General features: G+C 37.5%; 9 protein-coding genes. 7 read left to right on the top strand and 2 right to left on the bottom strand.

Annotated features, from left to right (window positions below; translation table 11 throughout):
• Together BM015_RS20965 and BM015_RS20970 are read right to left on the bottom strand one after the other, a co-directional pair.
• On the bottom strand, positions 1 to 517 hold a 517-nt coding region (locus tag BM015_RS20965; protein WP_177191985.1), incomplete at its 3' end, for a carboxypeptidase-like regulatory domain-containing protein.
• Between the two features lie 228 nt (positions 518 to 745).
• Positions 746 to 1006 carry a hypothetical protein gene (locus BM015_RS20970; RefSeq protein WP_090663277.1) on the bottom strand — a complete coding sequence of 87 codons (261 nt, stop codon included), beginning with the start codon at positions 1004 to 1006 and terminating at the stop codon, positions 746 to 748.
• A gap of 59 nt (positions 1007 to 1065) precedes the next feature.
• On the opposite strand from BM015_RS20970, the gene BM015_RS20975 reads away from it, so the two are divergent.
• The 7 genes from BM015_RS20975 to BM015_RS21005 all read left to right on the top strand — a co-directional run bounded on the left by BM015_RS20975 (position 1066) and on the right by BM015_RS21005 (position 6366).
• A complete protein-coding gene (locus tag BM015_RS20975) occupies positions 1066 to 1542 on the top strand; it encodes a helix-turn-helix domain-containing protein (protein ID WP_143075934.1) in 477 nt (158 codons plus the stop codon).
• A 6-nt stretch (positions 1543 to 1548) separates the two neighbouring features.
• Positions 1549 to 1938, top strand: coding sequence for a helix-turn-helix domain-containing protein (locus BM015_RS20980; protein ID WP_090663281.1), 390 nt, complete (start codon positions 1549 to 1551; stop codon positions 1936 to 1938).
• Positions 1939 to 1955: 17 nt separating this feature from the next.
• A complete protein-coding gene (locus tag BM015_RS20985) occupies positions 1956 to 2318 on the top strand; it encodes a helix-turn-helix domain-containing protein (RefSeq protein WP_090663283.1) in 363 nt (120 codons plus the stop codon).
• Between the two features lie 57 nt (positions 2319 to 2375).
• Entirely contained in the window at positions 2376 to 2606 is a 231-nt protein-coding gene (locus tag BM015_RS20990) for a hypothetical protein (RefSeq protein ID WP_090663285.1), read from the top strand.
• A complete protein-coding gene (locus BM015_RS20995) occupies positions 2588 to 2968 on the top strand; it encodes a type II toxin-antitoxin system VapC family toxin (RefSeq protein ID WP_090663288.1) in 381 nt (126 codons plus the stop codon). The genes BM015_RS20990 and BM015_RS20995 overlap by 19 nt, the downstream gene beginning before the upstream one ends.
• 226 nt (positions 2969 to 3194) lie before the next feature.
• Positions 3195 to 4448, top strand: coding sequence for an alpha/beta hydrolase (locus tag BM015_RS21000; RefSeq protein ID WP_177191987.1), 1254 nt, complete (start codon positions 3195 to 3197; stop codon positions 4446 to 4448).
• A gap of 187 nt (positions 4449 to 4635) precedes the next feature.
• On the top strand, positions 4636 to 6366 hold the full coding sequence (locus BM015_RS21005) for a T9SS type A sorting domain-containing protein (protein WP_090663292.1): 1731 nt from the start codon (positions 4636 to 4638) through the stop codon (positions 6364 to 6366).
• The last annotated feature ends 305 nt before the right edge of the window (positions 6367 to 6671 follow it).

The following is a 6671-nucleotide window of genomic DNA, read 5'->3' on the forward strand; positions in this document are numbered from 1 at the left end:
CCGCCTGAATACATACAAACTGAAAATCTTCGCCAGCAAATCCGTTGGTCAATTTGCCTCGGCCTGAGGTGGTCAATTTAAACGGCGTACCCACCAACGGGTTCGAAACCGGTTGTTTATCTAACACTGCTGCTGTAACACGGCTTATAGCGCCGGTATTCATGCGGCGTGTGGTTTTGCCATAAGCAATAACAATAGTTTCATCTAACTGGTTTACGGAAGGTGTAAGCAGTACAACAAGGTTTGATTGCCCGTTTATAATAACGTGCTTTGACAGATAGCCCGTACAGGTAACGTTTATGTACTGACCATTGCTTAAACCTGTTAATACAAAACCGCCGTTTGCATTGGTTAGTAATGTGTGGTTACGAGCGCTATCAATAATTTCAGCACCTTCTATTGCTGCATGGGTTTCGGCATCGAGCACAGTGCCGGTTATTGTAAAGTTGTTTTGCCCTTGCAGCCTGCCGTATGCGCATAGCAACAGCAGGGAAGCAATGCATGATCTTAATTTCATTGCAGTTGAGTAATTGTTGAGGTTAGAGATTAAATGAAAGAGAAGAGAAAGTGATTAAAGGCCAATTGTCAACAGTCCACAGACCATAGAGCATTTGCACAATGCATTGCTAAAGCTGATGGCTCAATATAAGGCTAAAGCAAAGCGTGGAGAAAGCCCGTAGTCAGTCCATTCTCCGCCTTAAGCCTTATACCTTTGTTAATCCTTAAATCACGTCTATAATAAAACTTAGATGGGGTTGCGCGGTTTCTTGGCAAACTGGGTCTTTAACAGCACCAGGCCTTCTGCTGTAAGTCGTTTACAAAAGCGGGTTGCCTGCCACGAATAGTTTTGTATATGCCATTTTATTTTACCGGGAAGGGATAGTTTTTGGTAAGCTTTTTTGCAGGCTATCTCGTGCATGATGCACTTATAAAGAACGGTGTCTATCTCCTGCTTGATAAAGCCATGTGCAAGTAAATTATCGTATAGGTTTTCTTCTTTTTGCATATAAGAGGAAATCTAAGATTGAAATCAGTATCAATTAAGCATTTTGCAAAGTGCTTAATGTGCCATTAAGTAAAAAAAATATTACTTCTTCAAGTGGAAGTTCCGCTGCTGCTATAAGAAGTTTTACTATTTTTGGTAAAATAAATTTGAATATGAAAATTGGAGAAAATATAAGAGCTTTCAGAGAGGCGCAAGGAAAGAGTGCCGAAATGCTGGCAACCACATTGAATATTGGTATTGAAGAATATCTAAACATTGAAAACGAAGTAACAGATATAACTGTCAAACAACTGAAAACGATTTCTAATGTTTTATCTGTTTCTATTATAGATTTAATTGACGCAGAGGAGCGCTTCGGTCAAATTAAAAATTATTTCTACAACCACTCTGGCAATAGTAGCACTAACATACACACACAAGGTATTGATCAGGAAGAAATACGGAAGGGTTATAAGGAATTATACGCAGAAGAATTAAACAGAATTCCAAAACTTGAAAAATTGCTTCGTGAAAATAATATCGCTTTTAATTTTTGACAAATAATGCGAGTTGGTGATAACATAAAGGAAATTCGAATGATCGAAAGAAATCTAAAAAGCAGTTTTGTTGCAAAGCAGCTACATATTTCTACTCGAGCATATACAAATATTGAGAACAATCTAACCGATATTACATTAAATCGGTTAGAAGAAATTGCTCGTATTCTTGAATGTAGCCCCCTATATATTTTAAATTATAAACAAGCAAAAAGAGATTTTTATAATCACTTTCATAATAACAGTGGTAATCAGGGAATAAATATCATGCACCAAGGAAGTGATATTCAAGATTTAGCCTCTGTGCAAAAATTGAAAGATGAACTTCTTGAAAGTGAAAGAAAACGGATAGATTTGTTAGAAAGATTATTGAAAAAAAACAATATTGATTTTTAATAAAATTAAAGCTTATCATGAAAATCGGAGATAACATTCGTAACATCAGAGAAAAAGAAAAAAATTTAAAACAAGAAGATGTTGCTAAGGCTTTGGGTATTTCATCAAAAGCATATAGCAATATTGAAAACAATATATCGGATATAACACTAACACGCTTAACCGAACTTGCCGAAATTTTTGGCGTTTCCCCTGAGTATATTTTGACATACAAAGAGAAATCAACCTTTACGAATCATTTCAATAATTATGATGGAAATAATGGCATCAATATAATGTATCAGGGTTGCGGCGAAACGAAAAATTTAGAACAGCAATTGAAAGAGAGTAAGGAAAAATTACAAATGTTAAAGGCGAATATAAAAGCAAAGAATAATTAGCATAAGATTGATATTTCTGTGTACAAAGCATCCGTTTATTTAAGTAAAGAAAAAATTATGGATACTATTTTATTACAAGTAAATGATGAGAAAGCTTACAGGCTTATTGAAGATCTTGAGGCGCTTAATATAATAAAGGTGCTGAAAAAAAATAAAGCCGAAAAAATACCAGATGATGCTGGCAATACGGCGCGGTTTCGCGGTGCACTTAAATTAACACCCGAACAGTACAATGACTTTCTTAAGCAAACACAGGAAATGCGAAACGAGTGGGAAAGGGGCTTTTGATAGATACCAATATTGCGATTTATTATCTCAATAACCAGCTTCCTGATGCTGCGGCAACTGAATTGGATAAACATACGCTGAGCATGTCAGTAATTTCAAGAATGGAGCTGTTGGCATGGCGAAATGCCAAACCAGAAGAAATTGCAATGGTGCAAGCCTTCATTAAAATTGCAACGGTGCATAACCTGAATGAACCCGTAATATTAAATGGTATTGAAATAAGAAAAAATTATCCTGTTAAGTTACCAGATGCAATTATAGCTGCAACGGCTTTGGTTTTCGATTACACATTGGTTACACGAAATATAACCGACTTTAAAAATATTCCGGGCTTGGATTTACTAAATCCATGGGATATGTAACAAAACGTTGAAAAGTTTATCAAATAGAAAATCCCGCCAAGACTGGCGGGATTTTTTCAACCCTAAACCCTTAATCCACTAAGGTACGAAGGGAATCGTTTTTTTCAAAAAAGTTTTTATATCTCCTGCATTTCCTGAAAAAATCAAAATGTAATTTTTGATTTTATATTTTATTAATAGTAGCTTTAGTTTGTTATTAATGCTATCCTATTACCAAATCCTGCGTATGAAAAAATTCTACCCTACCATTATTTTACTTGCTGCTTTTTCTTTTTGTAAAGCCCAAAGTTGCATTGCAATATGCGATTCTAATCTTTTAAACGGCCCTTTTCCGTTTAGCGGCAGCAAGGTTGCCGGTCCTATTAACTATGGATTACCTGGTGGAATTACCAATGTAAATTTTCATGACGTTAAATATGCTGATGATACGGGTGCCGGATGTAATATTGGTGCAGATGATTGTACACAGGATTCGAGTGCATTGATCTATAAAGTGTTTTACCCTACTGGATACACTAAACAGCAATTTATAGACTGCCCATTACCTTGTGTTATTGTAGTGCATGGTGGCGTATTTTATGAATGCAGCAGTTATACAAATATATCGGGATGGTGTAAGGATTTTGCAAAGCTTGGCTTTGTAGCTATTAATATAGAATATCGAAGGGGAAGGATAGGCAACGCCCCCTTTGTAAGTGTACAGGACGCACTCGCACTTTATCGTGCCGCCCAGGATGTACGTGGGGCCATACGTAGTATCATCTATCGGCAAACACAGGAGGGTATAACGGTGGATGATGATTACCGTATTGATACCAGCAGGCTTTTTCTGGCCGGTGAAAGCGCAGGTGGGTTAGCTGTATTATGCGCTGCTTATTACAACCAGAACATGATGAATGAATTGCTACCTGCTGTTGCGCCGGGTACCACTATTGTAGATGCATTGGGCTCCATAAATGCGCCATGGTACGACGATGGCGGAAACCAGCCAATGAGTTATTACCGTAAACATATCAAAGGCATACTTATAAAATCTTCCGGCATGTATGTGCCTTATAGCTTTCGCACAGACCCCAGAAGCTTTTTTGAAGTAACACCCTATATTCCTATCATTTTCTTTCATGGAGAAAAAGATCCTGTATTTGATATAGATTCAAGTAATTTACGCTTTTCATCAAATTCTCCATACAATTCCACCAGTTACTGCATTAACAATACAAACGGTCCGTTCAAAGTACAGGGGAATCCATCGTTTGACTTAATAAATTACGGGTCCAGGCGCATCTACAATTTTCTTTTACAAAATCCCTTATATCCTTTGACTCCTTCAGAGTTATATATTGATTGCCAGCTTGAACATAATTTGGACCCTGACGGCACTAACCCATATCTAACTGAATTCGGGACCGGTTTTACAAACCATGATGACGTAACCCAGTATATTTCAGTAGGGCTGCAATCTTTTTTGGTAATATTATAAATGGTAATGCCGGCAGCCTGAATAAAAAAATCTTTATTGAATGCAAAAACAAACGTGTTAAATGCAGCGTTGCCAATAATTTTAATAATAATTGCTGCACATCATGTGTCACAAATGGCGATACTGATAATAAATGCAACACTAATCAAACACAGCTGCCTTAAAACTTATTTTAAACTGTTCTATTATGAAAACAATTTTTACTTTTTTCGTTTGCTGCTTAACAGCACTTACACTATTTGCGCAACCCGGCACCTTAGACAGAAGTTTTGGAGACACGGGAGTTGTTATTACACCAATTTATGGCGAACTACTTACAATTGGTTTACAGTCAGATGGCAAAATTATAGCAGCAGGTGCATCAACCTCTTTGGATAAAGACGGTTCTACATTAGCTCGTTATTTAAATGATGGGACAATAGATTCTTCTTTTGGTGAAAATGGAATTTCAACGCTCAATAATCAAGCTGCTGTTTATTCATTAGCAATTCTTGATGATGATAATATTATTGTTCTTGCCACCAATAACAATATCGTGTTGGCAAAATATTTATCCGATGGCAAGCTTGATTCAACATTTGGAGTAAACGGGCAAACAATTAAAGCATTTCCGGGTAAAGAAATCTTTATGCGGGCAGTAAAAGTGCAGCAGGACGGAAAGATTGTTGCTACAGGTGGAGCTTTTCTGTCATCTGAATCCGAGTATAAAATTTTTACTGCGCGTTTTAATACCAATGGCAGCCCTGATGAAAGTTTTGGAAACGATGGTTATACAATGCTTGATGGATTTGTTGCTAACTCCCTACTTATACAACCTGATGGCAAAATTGTAGTTGGAGGGGATACCGGCCTTGATGATATGTTTATTACAGCCCGTTATTTACCCGACGGAAGTTTAGATGAAAGTTTTGGAAACAATGGAGTAGTTACAACAAAAATCAGTAATCACCGCAGCTACATCAATGCGCTTGCCTTACAACCTGATGATAAAATCATAGCCGTTGGGTCAAAAGATTACGGAGAGGGAGGTATGCTGGCTGTTAGATATATGCCGGATGGAAGCTTAGATGAGAGTTTTGGAGATGCTGGTTTTACAAACCTAAATTTCAATAATGGCAGTGAAGCCTACAGCACACTGCTACAACCGGACGGAAAGATTATACTGTCAGGCGCGTGCAATAATTTTTCAGATTTTGCAATGGCAAGATTAAAGACAAATGGCATTATTGATTCTTCTTTTGGAGAGAATGGGCTGTTGATAACAGATGCTGGAGGAGAGGCAATATCCAATTCTGCATCTTTGCAAAAAGATGGTAAAATAATATTAGGAGGCTCTGATTATTCAACCAACTTCATTCTCGCCCGTTACAACAATAACATTCAAAACAACAGCCCCATTGCCCGCTTAAAAAAATGGATAAAGCATCACATACTGCATTGGCAGGATTTGCAGTCAGGCAACGTTGCCTATTATACCATTGAGCGCAGCAACAATAAAGCGGGCGGCTTTCACCAAATAGCAAAAATAAACAAGCAAGCAACTGAAACTTACAGTTATGCGCTTCCGTCAACGCTGAACAATTCGCTGCAAACTATGAATTATTACCGCATCAATGCTGTAGATAATAGCGGTAACATAACTGCTTCTGCGTTGTTAAGTGATGCTGAAACAGAAGAGGCTGCGACAGTGTCTATTTATCCGAATCCCGTAAAAAACATGCTATATATAAAAGGGTTGGATGCTTCCGCCAGCTATAGTTTGCAGGTATCAAACAGGCAGGGCAATATCGTTGCAAAGGCAACAATTAAACAGGCATCTTTATATAAACTGAATGTAGAGCGCCTGCCAAAGGGTGTGTATTATCTTAAGCTTGTATCAGGCATTAATATAACAGATTTGAAGTTTGTGAAAGAATAAATGAGAAGGAGATAAAAGGATAATTCTTTTTAATCTGGAAAGCAGTTGGCGGGTTTCAAAAATACCTATCCCGATTCGGTGTAGTCTCCATGACTATGTTGTAGGCTATAAAATCTTAGATTTGATTACCGCGACGACAATGCAAAAACGAAAGAGGTAAGTATTGAAAATCAAGTGTCAATTTTTTTGGACAGCTTTAAATCTTAAGGATGGGTACGCCGTTTAAATTGACCACCTCAGGCCGAGGCAAATTGACCAACGGATTTGCTGGCGAAGATTTTCAGTTTGTATGTATTCAGGCGGTT

The sequence above is a fragment of the Parafilimonas terrae genome (genome assembly GCF_900115755.1).
Taxonomy (GTDB): Bacteria; Bacteroidota; Bacteroidia; order Chitinophagales; family Chitinophagaceae; genus Parafilimonas; species Parafilimonas terrae.

Coding starts and splice junctions, on each gene's coding strand:
- BM015_RS20970 (WP_090663277.1), bottom strand. CDS start 1,006: ATGCAAAAAGAAGAAAACCTATACGATAATTTACTTGCACATGGCTTT.
- BM015_RS20980 (WP_090663281.1), top strand. CDS start 1,549: ATGCGAGTTGGTGATAACATAAAGGAAATTCGAATGATCGAAAGAAAT.
- BM015_RS20985 (WP_090663283.1), top strand. CDS start 1,956: ATGAAAATCGGAGATAACATTCGTAACATCAGAGAAAAAGAAAAAAAT.
- BM015_RS20990 (WP_090663285.1), top strand. CDS start 2,376: ATGGATACTATTTTATTACAAGTAAATGATGAGAAAGCTTACAGGCTT.
- BM015_RS21000 (WP_177191987.1), top strand. CDS start 3,195: ATGAAAAAATTCTACCCTACCATTATTTTACTTGCTGCTTTTTCTTTT.
- BM015_RS21005 (WP_090663292.1), top strand. CDS start 4,636: ATGAAAACAATTTTTACTTTTTTCGTTTGCTGCTTAACAGCACTTACA.